The sequence below is a fragment of the Pseudomonas entomophila genome (assembly GCF_023277925.1).
In the GTDB taxonomy this organism is placed as follows: Bacteria; Pseudomonadota; Gammaproteobacteria; order Pseudomonadales; family Pseudomonadaceae; genus Aquipseudomonas; species Aquipseudomonas entomophila_D.
The window spans coordinates 1856448-1871386 of record NZ_CP063832.1 but is presented as its reverse complement, the minus strand read 5'-3'; the positions used below and the strand labels follow the sequence as shown (position 1 = coordinate 1871386).

Genomic DNA, 14939 nt, shown 5'->3' with positions numbered 1-14939 from the left:
GACGGGCCGGTTGGAACTTTGTCCCGGCAACACCCCTCCACCGCAGGGTGGGGTACGGGCTTACCGTCGCCCTGCCGTCGGCTGGGATGGAAAGAGGGCACACCATGAGATTCGATCGTTTCGCCCAATGGCTGGCCAACTGGAGCGGGCGCCCGCTGACCTTCGCCGTCGCCGTCTTGCTGATCTTGGCCTGGGGTGTCAGCGGGCCGTTGTTCGGTTTCAACGACACCTGGCAACTGGTGATCAACACCTCGACCACCATCATCACGTTCCTGATGGTGTTCCTCATCCAGAACACCCAGAACCGCGATAACGACGAGCTGCACATCAAGATCGACGAGCTGTTGCGCACCACCCAGCGCGCCCACAAGGCCTTGCTCGACCTCGAAGACCTTGACCCCGCCGCGTTGCATGCCTTGCGCAAGCAGTACCAGCGGATGGGGGAGCACGGTGCGCAGGCACCCGGTAGCGCGTCCGTGGACGACCACGCGAAGGACTGACTCTGGAGAACGGCATGGCCAGGCACATCATCCATTACACCGGCCCGATCAATTCATCGACCTGCGGCAACCTGATCAATACCTGCTCGCGGGCCCTGCAGCAGGGCGCGGATTTGCTGCAACTGAACATCGCCACCATGGGCGGCGAATGCAGCTACGGCTTCACCCTGTACAACTTCCTGCTGTCGTTGCCCGTGCCGGTGCACAGCCACAACCTGGGTACGGTCGAGTCGATGGGCAATATCCTGTTCCTGGCCGGCGCGCACCGCACGGCCTGCGCCTGCAGCAAGTTCCTGTTCCACCCGTTCCACTGGACCTTGCACGGCTCGGTGGACCATGCGCGCATGGCGGAGTACGCCATGAGCCTGGACTACGACCTGCGCCTGTATGCGCAGATCGTCGCCGAGCGCACGGCGGGTGCCGGTGAGGTGCTGGATGTGCCACGCTACCTGATGGCCCACCCACGCATCCTTGACCCACAGGAAGCCTTGGCCTGCGGCTTGATCCATGCCATCGACGACGTGCCCATCGAGGCGGACGCCATCCAGTGGAGCGTGCATGCCTGAAAGTGTCCGACAATTTTTTTGAATTTTTAGCGACGACCGATGATCAATGAAGGCGTCATCCAAGGAGAAGAGGAGGGCCGCGAGCAATGCCAAGTCCCCAGCTGTACGTCATCGAATACCTGCTGCACAGCCAGCCACGCAGTTTCGTCATCCGCCTGGAGCACCTGGACAACGCCGAGGCCTGGCACTGGGCCAGTTGCGATGCGGGCATTGGCATCATCCCGAAGTTCGGGCGCGAGAAGATCAGGAAAATGAGCCGGCCGATGGCCGAGCGCTATGGCATTACCGAGGTGCGCTGGCGGGTGTCGGGCAGCAAGCCGGCAGGGGCGTTGTAACGGCGCTCGCAGATGCCTCTGTAGGAGCCGGCTTGCCGGCGAACATCGGCACCGCAGATGCCCTGGGCCGAGCCGGGCAATCCTGAATGGGATTGCCTTTCTGGCCTGGAAATCAGATTAAATCCCTTTCCTATAGTCCATTTCCCAAACATACTCCCGCCGCCTTTTTTTCGTTGCGGTCGTTCTGGCACGGCTCTAGTCTCGGCGGGTCGCTTGAATCAGCGATCGGCTTTGACAGGCCGCTCTGAACAGACCGTATGGCCTTGCCGTTATGGCAGCTGTGCGTGGGGCACCTCGTGTGCGCCGGTTTCTGGTCTTGTTCGCCGGTCTGTCAACCCATGTGCAGCTGCCACCTTCTTGTTTGACAGCAGGCTGTGGTAGTCCTCATTCACGAACAAGACTATGACCCTGCTAAAGATCGTTCCCGATCCACCCCATCACCCTCACTCCCTCGAAGACACCCTTATCCAGGCCACCGAGTACGCCCTTTGCGCGCTGACCGTGGCCCATCAGGCCGTGCACGCCCAGCCCAGGTCACCGGCCACCACCCTGATGATGGCGTCGATCCGCGAAGTCGAATCGCTGCGTGTGTTGCTCGAATCGGCGTTGATCCAGGTGCAGATGTCGGCGCAGCCGCAGGTACTGCACTAGGCCCTGGCTGGCCCTGTTCGCCGACAAGCCGGCTCCTAAAACGCCACGCTCCACCTGTAGGAGCCGGCTTGCCGGCGAAAGGGCCCGCCCAGGCCCCCACAACTTCAGGGAGAAAAATAATGACCACAGACGACACCACCCCCAGCACCACAGCAGGCAAAACCAAGTTCACCAAGGCGAGGGCCAGACCTCCCCACTGTTCTGCATCGAACCCGGCATCCCCTGCCAGCACGCCCGCGAACAGGCCTCGGAATTGATGGGCTGTGTGCGCGACCTGACCATTGCCGGGATCATGGAAGCAAAGCCTCAACTGCTCTGGGCGTCGTATTAGCTGAGCGCGTTGGCCAAAGCGCTGATGGATGATGCGGAGCTGGGTATGAGGCACTGAGGTAGGAACTGAAATTCGCGAGCTCCGACAGTACGAGACAAGATTACGCAGGGCGACAGATGTCGCCCTTCCTGATAAGCAAGGTCACTCAAGCCATTTAACAGCCGCCTCCAGAAGCTCTTGTAGATTTAGTGAGCCGCCATATGCTTGAAATGCTGTGTCGTCTGCGTTGATTACTATCCAGTCCGCGTCGCTTCTTTCGACGTTGATAGTTAGGTTGCTTTTGTTATTTGCGCCTGTGATTTTGATTTTCCAGCCTGGGTTATCAATGTTGGTGATTTCAATGCCGAATGAATGTTCCCATACATCATTGCATTGACTGCAGTACCAGCTTTGTAGTTTTTCGATCAGGTCTTTCATCTAGCACAACTTGGGATAGATTTATTTTCTCTGCTGAGTCAGGCTGCGACTGTGGTGAGATCGCAGTAGGTCATGATGGTTTGTGTATTTTTATCAATGGTTGACGCGCATAGGCGGTAGCCACAGTCGCTGTGGCTACCGGTGAGTTCCGGTCTGGCGCGGGGAAAGCTCATGTCGGAAGTTTAAGATGATGGTTCGAAGTACCAGGTTAAAAACTCGTTAAAGCTTTTCCAGCGAGCAGGGAGTTTGCCACTAATGAACTCATTAAGGTGCGAAATGTCGAGATCGTAAACGGCGCCGTCGTTTATTTCGTACAAGTACATTCCCTCACTTTCGTCGGAAGATAGTGCGAGGTAGTTTGTCGGTATCTCGTACCTGTCCCAGACATAGTCAGTTTGATCTGGGATTGCAGGGATGTCTGGGCCTTCAATGTCAAGGAGTTCGGCGGCAGGTCGGGGGCTTATAAAACTGCCTTGATACTTAAGGTAGAAGCGTCCGAATTCAGAGTCTGTCGCCACTCCTAGGCGTTGAAGTGCCGATGCTGCTCTATTTTGATCCGCTCTGGCGATATCGCCCTTGTAGCCGCTTAAGTACTTTGTAACATTCAGTGGAATCATATGCTGCAGCCTCCAGTTCTCGATTTATTTGCTTCTGCCGCACGATCTTTCCAGTACTGTCTTCGGTCAATGTCAAAAGCATCACGATCAACAGGGAATTCTGGGTTTTTCTTGTTTCCGTGTGGGTGCAAGGCTTCTCGGCCTCGACCTTTTGCAGCTCTGTGTGTGCTTGTCGTTACCTCGAACAGTGGCCCGACCGACTGTTGACGGGAGTGGTGCAGCTGAAGCTGTTGCGGCACACCATTCTTCATCATGTAGGGTGCGCCACCTTCCATGGCCCGTTGTAAGTTTGTCTTACCTTTGTGTTCCATATCCCAGTCGATATTTTGCTGGTAAACAGTGTAGGTAAGCCCTGTGCCTCGGTTACAGGGTCCCCAGCTTCCCTTTTTGAAGCGGTTCAAGCCGAGTGGGTCGAGCCAGTCTATCGGATTCGGCGCATAAAGATAAAAATTGAGCCCACCAGCCAAACCGATAGGGTCTTGGCTAACAAACCGTCCAGCAATGGGTTCGTAGTACCGGTGCCGGTTGTAATGTAGCCCCGTTTCATGGTCGTGGTACTGACCCTGGAAGCGAATCGGGTTGCTCAGGCCGTGCTGTTTGGCCCACGTCGAGCGCTCCTCCCTCACTTCACCCCACGCCTTGTACTGCCCTGCCCAAGCGATGTGGCCGTGCTCATCGGTCAGCTCCATCGGCGTGCCGAGGTGGTCGCAGTGGTACCAGGCAATCGCGTCGAACGCTTGTGGCTTCACCTCGGTGTGCCACAACGGATCCTGATCGAAGTCGTATTCGCGTTGGCTCCAATCCGGTTGCTTATGCAGGCGGATCGGGCTGTTGCGCAGAGCCTGGGCCACCGGCACGAAGCTGCCCGGTTCGTACAGGTAATGCACGGTGCGGCCAGTGTCGCCGTCATCCCGTGGCGGTGAGCTCTCCCAGGCCAAGGTGTCGCCGTCCCAGCCAAACAGGGTGAAGCCACAGCCGAGTTCGCGTTGGCGCTTGGCCCGTTGCAGCTGGTTCCAGCCGGTGCCCGCCTCGGGGCGGTCCCAGAAGTGCGCCACCGAATGCTTGTGCAGACGCCGGCCCAGGGCGTCGTAGCTGTAGTCGACCTTGAGCTTATCGTCGTTGTAAGAGGCCAGCCGGTCGAACAGGTCCCAGGTGAAGTGCGCGTGGGCGCCGTTGTGCAGGCGGTGGATCAAATTTCCGCGTTCGTCGTAGCGGTAATGAGTACCCGCGTACTCGCGCAGCAGGTTGTCCATCAGCTTGTTACGCCGTGGATCGGCTTCCAGCGGGCGGTTCAGTTCCTGGGTTTTCTGGTCCAGCAGGTTACCGGCCGGGTCGAAGGCAAAGGTTTCCACACCCAGGCGGCTGGTGGCCTTGAGCAGGCGACCGACCGGATCGTACTGGTACTCCAGCTGCCCACGACGGCTGTCGTGGATATTGGTCAGCTGGCCGGCGGCGTCATAGCGGTACTGACGCTTGAGCAGCGTGGACTGGCCGTCGTGGCTGCCCAACAACTGTTCCTGCAAGCGCCCGGCCGGGTCCCAGGCCTGGGTCTGCATCAGCTTATTGCCCTGATGCCGCACGGTTTCGCGGTGCAGGTCGTCGCGCTCGTAAGCCAGCATTTCGTGCTGGTCGAGGGTCATGCCGAGCAGGTGGCCGCTGCCGTAGGTCAGCCAGCTGACCTTGTGGCCGTCCGGACGGATCGTCGCGGTGCGCTGGTTGAGCGCGTCGTACTCGTGCTGCCACACCGCGACCATCGGCGTGCCGGTGGCCAAGTAATACTGATGCTCGCGGGTCAGGTTGCCCGCTTCGTCGTGGAACCATTGCAACTTGCTGGCGGCGTTGACGGCCTGGATCAACTGGCCGTTGCCGTTGTAGGCAAAGGTTTCGCTCTGGCTCTGGTTGCCCAGGCGGGCCGTGCGTTCACTCAAGCGGCCCATGGGGTCGAAGGTCAGCTCGATACGGCGCTGGCCAACCTGGGTGCTCGCCAACCGACCGCTGTACGGGTCGTACTGGTAACGGGTGACCAGGCCATCGAAGCCGGTTTCTTGCAGCAGCCGGCCGACCGGGTCGTAGAGGAAGGTGGCCTTGCTGGTGTTCTCGTTTTCCAGCCCGATCAAGCGGCCGAGCTTGTCCCAGCGATAACGCAAGGTGTGCTCGTTGGCGTCGACGCGCTCAGCGAGCATACCGGCAGCGGTATAGGACCAGGTGGTGCAGCGGTCGAGCGCGTCGACGTGGGCCAGCAGGCGACCTTCGGCGTCGTAGTTGAAGCGTTCCTCGGTCTTGTCGGGATGGGTGACCTTGGCCAGTTGCCCGGCCTGGTACTCGTAGGCGGTTGTGTTACCCGCTGCATCGGCGAATTCGGTCAGCTGGCCGAGGGCGTTGTACGCCCACTGGCTGGTCTTGCCCGAGCAGTCGGTGTACTCAAGCAACTGCCCGGCAGCGTTGTAGGCCAGTGTCTTCTCGTTGCCCAGCGCATCCTTGATCGCCTTGACCAGCCCGGCCGGGGTATAGGCGAACTCGGTCTTGTTGCCCAGCGGATCGACGCTCTCGACCAGGTTGCCGCGCTCGTCATAGTCGCGTAGCCACAAGCCCCCCTCGGCATCGCGCAGCTTGATCGGCTGGTCGTGCTCGTCGTAGGCGTAGTGCACCGTGCTGTGGTCGGCGCGGATGTGCTGCAACAGGTTGCTGCGTTCATCGTAGGTGTAGCGGTCCTGGCTGCCGTCGGGGTGGACGTGGCGGATGACGTTCTTGCGTTCATCGCGGAATAGCCACTCCTCGCGGCCGTCCGGGTGGATCAGGCGGTAGGTGTAGCCGAGGGCGTCGTAGTAGTGCCAGGTTTCCTGGCCGTGGGCGTCGGTGACATAGGTCAGGCGGATGTTCGGGTCCCAGGCCAAGCGGGTCTCGAAGCTGCCGTCGTCGGCCCACTCGTGGATGGCCTTGGCCTGTGGGCCGCTGCCGTCCCATTCCAGGTTGATGCCGCGCCCGGTGCGGTCGGTGTAGCGGGTCACCAAGTGATGCTGGTACTGGTAGTGCCAGGCGGCGCCGTGCTCGTCCTGGGCGGCGATCAGGTCGCCTTGAGCGTCGTAGTGGTAGCCGCACAGCTGGCGCAGCGGCGTGCCGTCGACCACCTGCCACAGGCCCTGGATATGCCCATGGTCGTCGAGCAGGGTGCCCAGTTGCAGGTGGACTTTTTCGGGGTCGTTGTCGGAGTAGGTGTTGATGTCTGACAGCACCGGGCGGCCGTTGAATTGGTGCTCGTAGTGCAGCATTGCCCCGGCGCCACTGCGCAGCTGGATGTGCGTCAGGTAGAAGCGGTCACCCTGGCGGGCATAGGTTTCGCGGCGGTCCAGGCCACGTAGCACCACCAGTTGCTGCTCGGCGGTGCGTACCAGGCTGAGGTACTCGATCGGATCGTAGTGCGGCTTGCCGACCTTGGGCAGCGGGTAGTCGTGGCTGCGGCCGTCGCTGTCGTGGAACACCACGCCCTTGTCCACGACATCGAGGCAGGTGGTGAACTCGGTGATCCAGCGGACGCCGAGGCTGCCGTCGTCCAGCTTGGCCAGCCGCGAGTTGTACACCCGCGTCCAGTTGACCGGGAACGGCCCGGACAGACTGAAATCCTGATGGGCCAGCGTCTCGTCACCGAGCACATGGCCGATGCTGAAGCCGGTGCAGGCACACGGCCCGTTCTTCGCAGGCTTGGGCTGCTTGTTGGCGCGGACCTGGCTGCGCACCACCTCGGTCGGCCCTTCGGGGTGGACATGCCGGGCCTGGTGGGTGACGCCGGGGCGGATGGCGACGGCCATGCCCGGGCGGCGCGGGTTGGCCAGCACGGTGTCGAGCAGGCGGGTCAGCAGCCAGGCGATGCTGTTTTCCATACCCGCGCTGCCCAGGGCCTCGAGGCGGCGGGGCACGACCTTGGCCAGGTCTTCGAGGGTGCGGATCAACGGCCCGAGCAGGCTGTCCAGCTCGCCCTTGAAGTGGCGGGCGACGCTGTTGTAGCCGTCCTTGAGGCTGCCCTCGGTGGCGTTGGCCAGGGCCGATAGGGCCAGGCGCCAGGCGTCGGTCTCCAGGGCCGAGTCGTACAGCGCCACCTGGGCCATCTGCGCGCGGGCCAGGCGGTGGCTGCTGGCGGCATCCAGCTTGCCACGGGCCGCAGAGTCAATGGTCTTGGCCAAGGAAGTAAACAACAGGCGTGCGGTGTCGGCAGCGGCACTGAGCATCGCCGGCAACTGGGCCAGGGCCTCGCGCACGTAGTGTTCCAGGGCACCGCGGATATTGGCGTGCAGGTGGCCGTCGATGATTTCCAGGATCACCGCGCCGATGTGCGCGCCGGGGCGGCGGCGCAGGGTCTGGCGGGTCAGTTGCAGCACCGGGCGCAGCACGGTGCGGGCGCGAGACAGGCCGGGTGGGTAGGGGACGATGCCGATCAGGTTGATGCCCAGGCTGACCCACACCAGCGGATCGGGGTCGGGGTTTTCGACCAGTTCGAGGATGTCGATCAGCGCGTCGATGCAGGCCAGGGAGTTGGCCATGGCCGGGATGCTCTCGGCGTGCTGGCGCAGCAGTTGCAGATCGACCAGGCCGTAGCTGATTTCTTGCAGCCAGTGGTCGACGGAAGCGGCGGCGGCGCCGAGGTCTTCGCTGAGGAGGGTGTCGAGGGGGGCGATGGCGATCTGGATTTCGCGCTCGCTGGGCGCGGGAACGGCGGGTGCGGCAGACATCGTGAAAGGGCCTTCCTAGGCGGGGGACGTTGAGGTCCCGGGTGGTCCGTGAGGGCGAAATGATACTAAGGCAGGGGCGGTCCGCCCATGGGGGAAACCCTGAGGTGGGTGTGGGAATGCTGAGGGGGCAGCAGGCCTGTGTAGGAGCGGCTTCAGCCGCGATGCAAGCGACGCGGTGCCTGGCACCCGCTTTGCGGGTGATCGCGGCTGAAGCCGCTCCTACAGAGGTCGCGCCGAATTTCGGTTCGGTGTGGGACCGCAGTGTTACAGGTATGGCGGCGCCTTACACGCTTCAGTTACCCGAGTACTTCACGGCCGCCGCTGTGCGGGTCGGCACGTTGAGGGTCTTGAGCAGCGACGACACGTGGATGCGCACGGTAAACGGCGAGATGTCCAGCTCGCGGGCGATCTCTTTGTTGGTCTTGCCCTGGGCGATCAGGCGCAGCACGTCCTGCTGGCGGTGGGTCAGCTGTTCCAGCTCGCTGTCGGCCCCCTCCTGATGCAATAGGCCCGACGGGGCATACCGGACCACCACCTCGCCTTCACGCACGGCGAGCAGGGCGGCGCCGATTTCCTCGGGCGTGAGGCTCTTGCCGATGAAACCGTCGGCCCCGGCGGCCATGACTTCGCTGATGACCTCGGGATCGTCGACCATGGAGAGCACCACCAGCGCGGTGCGCGGCAGTTGCTGGCGCAACTCGGCGAGCCGGGCGATGCAGGTCAGGCCGGGAAAGCGCAGGTCGAGGATCAGGGTGTCGGGCGCTTCGCCCTGGGCGACGAGGCGGAGCACGTCCTGGAGGGTGCCGGCCTGCTCGACCTCGGCCGCGGGCAGCAGGCGCCGCACGGTGCTGGCCATGGCGTCCCTGAACAGCGGATGATCATCCGCCACGATGATGCGGCAACTCACGTCGTGAAACTCCCTGTCTTGCGACACATGTTAACTTAGCAGGGTTGGACCGCCGTTTCCCCAGGCTGTTCGCGAAGATGCCGACTGGCGCACAAGGACGTTACCCATGAAGTTCGAGAAGAACAACGAACTGGACCAGGCCAACCTGCGCATCATCGTCGCCTCGTGCGCGATCAGCTACGTGGCCCTGCTGGGCTTCCTGCCGGGCCGTTCGCTCGCCACCTACCTGCCGGTGCTGCTCTATTACGCCGCCTTCGTGGTGGTGTCGGTGGGCATGCGCCAGGCCATCAAGCGCTGGCCCGGGCACTATCCGGCGCGGCGGATCTTCGGCATGCTGGGCGACTACACCGGCACCTGTTTCGGCCTGGTGGTCGGCGGCGAGACCGCGTTGCCGCTGTACGCGGTGATGGTCTGGATCAACCTGGGCAACGGCATGCGCTTCGGCTCGCGCTACCTGGCCATCGCCACCGTGCTGGCCCTGGGCGCGCTGGTGGCGGTGTGGTGGTTCACGCCCTACTGGCAGCAGCAGCCGTTCCTGCTGCCCATGCTGCTGACCACCAGCACGCTGATCCCGTTCTACGCCCACCTGCTGCTGGAGCGCACGCGCAAGGCCACGGCCCTGGCCGAGGCCGCCACCCGCGAGAAATCCCGCTTCCTGGCCCAGGCCAGCCATGACCTGCGCCAGCCGATCCACTCCATCGGCCTGTTCACCGCCTGCCTGCGCGAGGCGCGCCTGGGCGATGAGGAGCGGCGCCTGGTGGACAGCATCGACCGTTCGCTGCTCAACGTCTCGCAACTGTTTCGCTCGATCCTCGACCTCTACACCCTGGACAACGGCCGGGTGCAACCGAAGTTCGAGACCTTCGCGGTGGATGGCTTCCTGCGCGAGCTGCTGCGCCAGAACGCCGAGGCGGCGCGCTGGGCGGGGGTGGAAATGCGCCAGGTGGCCAGCCGGCACTGGACCCGCGCCGACCCCGGGATGCTGGCGACCATGGTGCAGAACGTACTGTCCAACAGCTTCAAGTACGCCGCCGGCCGGCCGTTGCTGGTAGGGGTGCGGCCCTGTGGCGAGGGGCTGGCCATCGTCATCTGCGACCAGGGCCGGGGGATCGCCGAGGAGCACCAGGGCAAGGTGTTCGAGGAGTTCTACCGGGTGCGCGAGGCCCGCGACAAGGACGTCGAAGGCGTTGGCCTGGGGTTGTCCATCGTCCAGCGCCTGGGCCGCCTGATGGGGATGGCGGTGAGCTTGCGTTCACGGCCTGGCCACGGCACCACAGTGCGCCTCAGTGGTTTGCCCAGGGCTGTCGCGCAGATGCCGAAACTGGCCATCGACCCGGCCTTGCAGGCGGGGCTGCTCACCGGCTTGCGCGTGTGCCTGGTGGAGGATGACCACAATGTCCTGCAGGCCACCTGCGCGCTGTTGCAGCGCTGGGGCTGCGAGGTGCAGGCCCACGATTCGGCCGAGGGCCTGGCCAGCGACTGTGACGTGATCGTCGCCGACTACGACCTGGGGCCGAAGGCCACCGGCATCGACTGCATCGATTACCTGCGCGCCCAGCGCGGCTGGGCGGTGCCGGCGCTGATCATGACCGGGCACGATATCGACCGGCTGCAGGCGGCGTTGCAGGCGCGGGGGATCGCGGTGCTGGCCAAGCCGGTGCGCCCCGCCGAGCTGCGCGCAGCGCTGCGGGGGCTGCGTGGCGTGGCGCCAGAACCTAGCCGCGACGGCGCAGCAGCGCGATGAAGAACAACCCGCCGATGGCCGCCGTGGCGATGCCGATCGGCAGGTCCTGGGGGGCGATCAGGGTGCGCGCGCCCATGTCGACCCAGACCATGAACAGCGCCCCCAGCAACGCGCAGGTCGGCAGTAGCCGGCGATGTTCGGCGCCGACCAGGCGCCGGGCCATGTGCGGCAGCATCAGGCCGACGAAGCCGATGGCGCCGGACAGCGATACCAGCACCCCGGTGAGCAGCGCCGTGCCGACGAACACCTGGGCGCGCACGCGGCGGGTGTCGAAGCCCAGGCTCACGGCGGTCTGCTCGCCGCTCATCAGGGCATTGAGCGCCCGGGCCAGGCTCATCAGCAAGATGAATCCGGCGAGCACGGCCAGGGCCGGCAGCCACAGCAGCGACCATTGCGCCAGGCCCAGGCCACCCAGCATCCAGAACATCACCGAGCTGGCGGCGTGGGGGTCGCCGGTGTAGAGCAGCAGGTTGGCCAGCGCCATCACCACGAACGACACCGCCACGCCGGCCAGCAGCAGCCGCTCGCTGTCCAGGCGGCCGCGCCGGCTGGCCACGCCCAGCACCAGCAGCATGCAGCCCAGGGCGCCGAGGAACGCCGCCAGTGGCAGGCTCAGCACGCCGGCGAAGGGCCCGAGGAACAACACCACCAGCACGGCGCCCAGCACGGCCCCGGAGCTGACCCCCAGCAAATGCGGGTCGGCCAGTGGATTGCGTGTCACGGCCTGCAATGCGGCCCCAACCTGCGCCAACCCGGCGCCCACCAGCGCGCCGAGCAGCACCCGTGGCGCGCGGATCTGCCAGACGATCTGCTCCTGGCCACGGCTGAAGTTGCCGGCCTCGGCAAGCCCTACCTGCTTCAGAACGATGTCCAGTACGTTGGCCAGTGGCACCTGGGCCGCGCCGAAACCGAGCGAAACCAGGCAGGACAGCAGCAGGGCGGCCACCAACCCGACGAGCAGCAGCCGGTAGGCCGTGGGGCTGCGTAGCGGCATCACGGCCGCGCCTGCGCGAACAGTTGCGGGTGCAGGGCAGCGGCCAGCTGTTCGATGGCATCGGCGTTGTCCACCGAGGGCGTCACCTGCAGGTAGGACAGCACCACGAAGCGACGTTCGCGAATGGCTTTCACATCGGCCAGCGCCGGGAGCTGGAGCAGGAAATCGCGCTTCTGCTGCCAGGTGGTCGGCCCGTAGTCGACGATCGCGATTATGTCGGGGTCGCGTTCGACGACGCTTTCCCAACTGACTTCGGTCCAGCTGGCTTGCACGTCGGTCATCACGTTGTCGCCGCCGGCCGCCGCGATCAGCGCCTGGGGCATGCCCAGGCTGCCGGAGGTGGTGGGGCGGTCCTCGCCGCTGTCGTAGAGGAACACTTTGGGGCGGTCGTGGACGTTGGCGAGGGTCTTGGCAACCTTGGCGATACGCCCGCGCAACTGGGTGACCAGCGCCTGGGCCCGTGGCGCCACGTCGAAGATGCGCCCGAGGTTGTCGAGGTCGGTGTAGAGGTCGTCGAGGCTTGCCGGGTGCCGGGGCATGATCCGCGAGCAAGACTCGCTCAATTCGTAGACGGGGATACCGAACGACGCCAGGCGCTGCGGTGTGAGCGTCCCGCCGACCTCCATGCCGTAGCCCCAGCCGGCGAACAGGAAGTCGGTGTCCACGTCCAGCAGGTTCTCCACCGATGGGTAGCGTGGCGCCAGTTCCGGCAGGCCCGTCAATGCCTGGCTCAAGGAGGGGGCAAGGGTTTTCCAGCCGCTGATGCCGCTGTAGCCGATCATCCGCTCGCGCAGGCCGAGGGCCAGGAGCATGCCGGTCAGGTTGATGTCGTGGCTGACCGCCCGTTGCGGTGCCTGCTGGAAGGTCACCGTGCGGTCGCAGCTGCGTACGTTCACGGGGTAGTCGCTGGCTGCCGCCACGAGGGGCAAGGCGGCGAGCAGGGGGAGTAACGATCGCTTCATGCGGGGCTGATCCAGGTGATGCGCGGGTGATGGGCCAGGGGGTGGCGGTCGACCAGGGCGCGGGTGCCGAAGACTTCGGCCAGGCACTGCTCGGTCAGCACCTCGGCGGGCGTGCCGCCGGCTTTGATGCGGCCTTGCTCGATGACGTACAGGCGGTCGCAGAAGGCCGCGGCCAGGTTCAGGTCGTGGAAGCTGGCCAACAGGCCCAGGCCGGTGCCGCGCAGGTGCTGCAGCAGGGCCAACTGGTAGCGCGGGTCGAGGTGGTTGGTCGGTTCGTCGAGCACCAGCAGGCGCGGTTGCTGGGCCAGGGCCCGGGCCAGCAGCACACGCTGCTTTTCGCCACCGGACAGGTGGGCGAAACCTTGCTCGGCGCGGTCTTCCAGGCCCAGTTGGCGCAAGGCGGCCTCGATGGGCGCCGGGTCGCCGTCGCCGTCGAGCCAGCCAAGGTGCGGCGTGCGGCCCATGGCGACGACGTCGCGCACGCTGAGGCCGAAGTCTTCGGGAAACTCCTGCAGCATCACCGCGATGCGCTGGGCCACCCAGCGCGGCGGGCGTTGCCAGACATCCTCACCCTCGAGCAGCACGCGCCCGGCCTGTGGGCGGTTGAAACGGTAGGCGCAGCGCAGCAGGCTGGTCTTGCCGCTGCCGTTGGGGCCGATCAACCCAACGAACTCGCCGGGGCGCACTTCGAGCGTGACATCGTCGAGCAGGCAAGGCTCGCCGGTAGCGGGTGACCAGTGCAGGCGCTCGATGCGCAGGAGGGGTGAAGACATGCGGACGCGCCCGTAGCGAGAAAGTGAAGCCCGGCGAGGTGGACGCATGAAGGCATTGCAGGCAGCGGGCTGCCCCAAGACCGGCACGCGCCCGCCCACCGCGGGAGTTGCCAAACAGAGGTTGCAGGCCGGTCTCCGGGCTTGCGAGGCGCACGGGCATTCACCTTCCCATGCCGTTGGCACAGTGGTCTGTCGAATACCTTGCTCGCTTACCGTTGCGGGGGCAGCGCCGGACTTCTCGCTGAACGAGGCACCGGCTTCCCGTTTAACCCCTGGCACGGCGGCCAGGGACACCTGAAACAAGGGGCGCATCTGAGCATTTATGCGCGGGCGAGTCAATCAAGGTGGCGCGCAGCCTGGCGGTCGTAGTGCTGCTGGGCCAGCTGTATCGCAGGCATGTTCGACTCCGCCCAACGTGCCAGGCGCTCGACCGTGTCGCCCAGGGTCGCGCCCAGTTCGGTCAGCGCGTACTCGACGGTGGGCGGCACGGTGGGATGCACTTCACGCTCGATCAGCCCGTCGCGCTCGAGGCGCTTCAGGGTTTGCGACAGCATTTTCTGCGAGATCCCGGCCATGTCCCGGCGCAGTTGGTTGAAACGCACGCGTTCACCGGCGCTGAGGCGGTCGATCAGCAGCAGGGCCCATTTGTCCGCCAGGCGGTCGAGCACCATCCGCGCGGGGCAGGCGAGGGCGAATACGTCATAGGCGGGGCATTCCCGGTAATGGGCCATACGGGGTTACTCCAGGGTGACCAGGTGAGTGGAAAGTGCCTTCTTGAGGGCTTGGCGCCAACTGGATAGGCTTGTCTGCATGGTTCGCGGCCGCGCCATGCCTTCTCTGACGACACTTTTAGGAATTGAACATGAATACCGAATCCAAGGTTTCGGGGCTGCGTGCCGGCCGCTGGTTGACCCCTCTGGTGCTGGCGGCTGCCGCGAACCTGTCCAGTGCCGGCGAACTGGTCACGCCAGCCGTGCTGGTGGTCGACCACAGCCCGCCCAAGGCACAGCTCGAACAGCAGATCCTCGCCGCCCGGCGCTACGACACCTTCTGGAATACCGGCGACGAAGCCATGGCCCGCGCCGCGCTGGCCACGGACTTTCGCGACAACACCCTGCCGGCGGGGCGGCCGCAAGGTATCGAAGGCCCGCTGAAAGCCTCGAAGGCCTTCCGCGCGGCGGTGCCGGACCTGCGCTGCGAGGTGTTGCAGATGATCGTTGCCGGTGACCGGGTTACCGCGGCCCTGCGCTTTACCGGGCATTTCACTGGCAAGCTGGGCGAGCGCCAGGGGCAGGGCGAGGCCATCGACTTCATCGCCATGGACATCTATCGCATCGCCGATGGCCGCATTGCCGAGGACTGGCACCTGGAAGACAACCTGACCTTCCTGCAGCAGGCCGGGCTGGCCGCGCGCTGAG

14 protein-coding genes, 1 pseudogene and 1 riboswitch are annotated in these 14939 nt (G+C 64.6%); of the genes and pseudogenes, 7 read left to right on the top strand and 8 right to left on the bottom strand.

All coding sequences use genetic code 11. From position 1 onward, the window contains the following. Positions 1–104: 104 nt before the first annotated feature. The 5 genes and pseudogenes from IM733_RS07960 to IM733_RS07940 all read left to right on the top strand — a co-directional run bounded on the left by IM733_RS07960 (position 105) and on the right by IM733_RS07940 (position 2383). Positions 105–500 (top strand): low affinity iron permease family protein, encoded by a 396-nt coding sequence (locus IM733_RS07960; protein ID WP_248920348.1) that lies wholly within the window; start codon positions 105–107, stop codon positions 498–500. 14 nt (positions 501–514) lie between these two features. Beyond that, complete coding sequence (locus IM733_RS07955) at positions 515–1066, top strand: ATP-dependent Clp protease proteolytic subunit (protein ID WP_248920347.1); 552 nt, start codon at positions 515–517, stop codon at positions 1064–1066. 86 nt (positions 1067–1152) lie between these two features. Then, on the top strand, positions 1153–1401 hold the full coding sequence (locus IM733_RS07950; protein WP_011534233.1) for a DUF6555 family protein: 249 nt from the start codon (positions 1153–1155) through the stop codon (positions 1399–1401). 408 nt (positions 1402–1809) lie between these two features. Continuing rightward, positions 1810–2052: a hypothetical protein gene (locus IM733_RS07945; RefSeq protein ID WP_248921141.1), complete on the top strand. Its 243-nt coding sequence runs from the start codon at positions 1810–1812 to the stop codon at positions 2050–2052. A gap of 119 nt (positions 2053–2171) precedes the next feature. After that, positions 2172–2383: pseudogene (locus IM733_RS07940) on the top strand (DUF3077 domain-containing protein). A 141-nt stretch (positions 2384–2524) separates the two neighbouring features. Here IM733_RS07940 and IM733_RS07935 read toward each other — a convergent pair. From IM733_RS07935 to IM733_RS07920, 4 genes are all read right to left on the bottom strand, one after another. Further along, the gene (locus tag IM733_RS07935; protein ID WP_248920346.1) at positions 2525–2800 is read right to left on the bottom strand and encodes an Imm53 family immunity protein; all 276 of its coding nucleotides are present in this window, start codon (positions 2798–2800) and stop codon (positions 2525–2527) included. A 182-nt stretch (positions 2801–2982) separates the two neighbouring features. After that, the gene (locus IM733_RS07930) at positions 2983–3417 is read right to left on the bottom strand and encodes an SMI1/KNR4 family protein (protein ID WP_248920345.1); all 435 of its coding nucleotides are present in this window, start codon (positions 3415–3417) and stop codon (positions 2983–2985) included. Then, complete coding sequence (locus IM733_RS07925; RefSeq protein ID WP_248920344.1) at positions 3414–8141, bottom strand: RHS repeat-associated core domain-containing protein; 4728 nt, start codon at positions 8139–8141, stop codon at positions 3414–3416. The genes IM733_RS07930 and IM733_RS07925 overlap by 4 nt, the downstream gene beginning before the upstream one ends. 292 nt (positions 8142–8433) lie before the next feature. Beyond that, the gene (locus tag IM733_RS07920) at positions 8434–9048 is read right to left on the bottom strand and encodes a LuxR C-terminal-related transcriptional regulator (protein WP_248920343.1); all 615 of its coding nucleotides are present in this window, start codon (positions 9046–9048) and stop codon (positions 8434–8436) included. 106 nt (positions 9049–9154) lie between these two features. Between IM733_RS07920 and IM733_RS07915 the strand changes: the two genes are divergently transcribed. Then, positions 9155–10792, top strand: a complete 1638-nt coding sequence (locus tag IM733_RS07915) for an ATP-binding response regulator (RefSeq protein ID WP_248920342.1) — start codon at positions 9155–9157, stop codon at positions 10790–10792. Here the strand turns inward: IM733_RS07915 and IM733_RS07910 are convergent. The 4 genes from IM733_RS07910 to IM733_RS07895 all read right to left on the bottom strand — a co-directional run bounded on the left by IM733_RS07910 (position 10764) and on the right by IM733_RS07895 (position 14252). Beyond that, on the bottom strand, positions 10764–11786 hold the full coding sequence (locus IM733_RS07910) for a FecCD family ABC transporter permease (RefSeq protein WP_432760398.1): 1023 nt from the start codon (positions 11784–11786) through the stop codon (positions 10764–10766). The two genes, IM733_RS07915 and IM733_RS07910, sit on opposite strands and share 29 nt — an antisense overlap. After that, positions 11786–12748: an ABC transporter substrate-binding protein gene (locus IM733_RS07905; RefSeq protein ID WP_248920340.1), complete on the bottom strand. Its 963-nt coding sequence runs from the start codon at positions 12746–12748 to the stop codon at positions 11786–11788. Before IM733_RS07905 ends, IM733_RS07910 begins: the two co-directional genes overlap by 1 nt. Further along, complete coding sequence (locus tag IM733_RS07900) at positions 12745–13521, bottom strand: ABC transporter ATP-binding protein (RefSeq protein WP_248920339.1); 777 nt, start codon at positions 13519–13521, stop codon at positions 12745–12747. Before IM733_RS07900 ends, IM733_RS07905 begins: the two co-directional genes overlap by 4 nt. Positions 13522–13630: 109 nt before the next feature. Continuing rightward, positions 13631–13834, bottom strand: a riboswitch (cobalamin riboswitch). A 22-nt stretch (positions 13835–13856) separates the two neighbouring features. Further along, complete coding sequence (locus tag IM733_RS07895; protein ID WP_248920338.1) at positions 13857–14252, bottom strand: winged helix-turn-helix transcriptional regulator; 396 nt, start codon at positions 14250–14252, stop codon at positions 13857–13859. Between the two features lie 131 nt (positions 14253–14383). Between IM733_RS07895 and IM733_RS07890 the strand changes: the two genes are divergently transcribed. Further along, positions 14384–14938, top strand: coding sequence for an ester cyclase (locus IM733_RS07890; RefSeq protein ID WP_248920337.1), 555 nt, complete (start codon positions 14384–14386; stop codon positions 14936–14938). The last annotated feature ends 1 nt before the right edge of the window (position 14939 follow it).

Bases quoted from the DNA above. Each gene is read 5' to 3' on its own strand.
- IM733_RS07910 (WP_432760398.1), bottom strand. From the start codon at position 11,786: ATGCCGCTACGCAGCCCCACGGCCTACCGGCTGCTGCTCGTCGGGTTG.
- IM733_RS07915 (WP_248920342.1), top strand. From the start codon at position 9,155: ATGAAGTTCGAGAAGAACAACGAACTGGACCAGGCCAACCTGCGCATC.
- IM733_RS07955 (WP_248920347.1), top strand. From the start codon at position 515: ATGGCCAGGCACATCATCCATTACACCGGCCCGATCAATTCATCGACC.
- IM733_RS07905 (WP_248920340.1), bottom strand. From the start codon at position 12,748: ATGAAGCGATCGTTACTCCCCCTGCTCGCCGCCTTGCCCCTCGTGGCG.
- IM733_RS07935 (WP_248920346.1), bottom strand. From the start codon at position 2,800: ATGAAAGACCTGATCGAAAAACTACAAAGCTGGTACTGCAGTCAATGC.
- IM733_RS07895 (WP_248920338.1), bottom strand. From the start codon at position 14,252: ATGGCCCATTACCGGGAATGCCCCGCCTATGACGTATTCGCCCTCGCC.
- IM733_RS07890 (WP_248920337.1), top strand. From the start codon at position 14,384: ATGAATACCGAATCCAAGGTTTCGGGGCTGCGTGCCGGCCGCTGGTTG.
- IM733_RS07950 (WP_011534233.1), top strand. From the start codon at position 1,153: ATGCCAAGTCCCCAGCTGTACGTCATCGAATACCTGCTGCACAGCCAG.
- IM733_RS07960 (WP_248920348.1), top strand. From the start codon at position 105: ATGAGATTCGATCGTTTCGCCCAATGGCTGGCCAACTGGAGCGGGCGC.
- IM733_RS07925 (WP_248920344.1), bottom strand. From the start codon at position 8,141: ATGTCTGCCGCACCCGCCGTTCCCGCGCCCAGCGAGCGCGAAATCCAG.
- IM733_RS07900 (WP_248920339.1), bottom strand. From the start codon at position 13,521: ATGTCTTCACCCCTCCTGCGCATCGAGCGCCTGCACTGGTCACCCGCT.
- IM733_RS07930 (WP_248920345.1), bottom strand. From the start codon at position 3,417: ATGATTCCACTGAATGTTACAAAGTACTTAAGCGGCTACAAGGGCGAT.